Origin of the sequence: Niastella sp., from assembly GCF_045805085.1 — a bacterium.
GTDB lineage: Bacteria > Bacteroidota > Bacteroidia > Chitinophagales > Chitinophagaceae > Niastella.
In genome coordinates this window covers 1-1,682 of sequence record NZ_JBJMLX010000322.1, presented here as the reverse complement: position 1 = coordinate 1,682, position 1,682 = coordinate 1, and the positions used below count along the sequence as shown (strand labels likewise).

Genomic DNA, 1,682 nt, shown 5'->3' with positions numbered 1-1,682 from the left:
TTATCGATGCCTCTTTGAAGGTTGTACAAAAAATAGCAATGCTTCCCTTTGTAGCATACATAAGCAGTGAATCTATTAAACCGGTACCCCTGAATTACAAGAACCGGGCGGCGCATGCCGTTAACACATTGGGCGCTTTTTTGGGGCGTAACCTGCAGGGTAAGAATGTTACCATCGGAGTAGGGGATGCCGGCGATGCCTCCACGCATATCGATCTCAAGGGCCGACAAATTACGAAAGGTGGTTTAAGTGCTGTTAATCACAGTACACACGTAACGGGTTCTATTGCAGGTGCCGGCCTCATCAATCCAAAGTATAAAGGTATGGCCCCACAGGCTACTGTCATTAATGATAACTATGATTTGATACTCACTAACACGCCTGCTTATGTAAGCGAATACAATATGGTGCTTACGAATAATTCTTATTCGGGAGGTAAGGTAAGTTGCGCCTCGCCGGGTGATTACAATACCGGTAGTATTTACGTTGATGAACAACTGAATAACATCCCGGCCATACTACATGTGTTTGCCGCAGGCAATTATGCCGATGATACTATCTGCGCGCCCTACCCGGGTCCATTTGCCACTATGGGTTCGGGCTATCAGTCAGCAAAAAATGTTTTAACCGTAGGCGCAATAGATAATAGTTCCTATACCATTGCCAATTTCTCGAGCTGCGGCCCGGTTTCGGATGGCCGGATAAAGCCCGAAATAACCGCAGGCGGCTGGGCCATTACTTCTACGCTGCCCAACAACAAATACGGCGTTGATTGGGGCACCAGTATGGCCGCCCCCACGGCAACGGGCATTCTTGGGCTAGTGGTTGAAAGATACCGGCAATTGCATGGCGGCAGCAATCCTTCTTCCACGCTAATTAAAGCAGTGGCCTGTAATGGCGCTGTTGACGAAGGCAACCCGGGACCTGATTATATCTATGGGTTTGGCAACATCAACGCCCGCAACTCGGTTGAGGCTATTGAGAACCATACTTATTTTACCGGCTCCATTGGCAACGGTAGTTCAGCCACCTTCACCATCCCTGCTGTTGCACCAGGTACTGCACAAATAAAGGTCTTATTATACTGGAACGACCCGGCCGCATTTACCGGCGCCGCAACAGCACTTGTAAACGATCTCGATCTTACCGTTGCTGCGCCTGGCGCCATCCTGCATCACCCCCTGGTACTTGACCCATCGCCGGCTAACGTTAATAATATCGCTGTAGAGGGTATCGATAGCAGAAATAACTTTGAACAGGTGGTGATCAACAATCCCCCTGCGGGCAACTTTACCATAACTGTTAATGGCACCGGTATTGCCCAGGGCCCGCAGGATATTGTAGTAGTTTACCAGGTAATTCAGCCGGCTGTAACTGTTGAATATCCTTTCGGCAATGAAACGCTGGCGCCTAGTGAGCCGGAAATTATTCGCTGGAACGCAACAGACGCCAATACCAACACCTTTACTATCGAGTATACATTTGATAATGGCAGTACCTGGACGACCATCGACAACAATGTAGCGGCTACCAGCCGCAATTATACCTGGACGGTTCCTGCCTCAGCAGCTACCGGCACTGCATTAATTCGTGTAAGCCGCAACGGTACTGCATATAGCGATGTAAGTGATTATAATTTCACCATCCTGGGCGTCCCGGCCGTTACACTTAACGATAGCTGC

Annotated in this window: 1 protein-coding gene; it reads left to right on the top strand. The window is 49.2% G+C overall.

What is annotated here, in order from left to right; genetic code table 11:
- Window positions 1-38: 38 nt before the first annotated feature.
- Window positions 39-1,682: S8 family serine peptidase (locus tag ACJ751_RS16865; RefSeq protein ID WP_407746691.1), on the top strand; the 1,644-nt coding region annotated here is incomplete at its 3' end.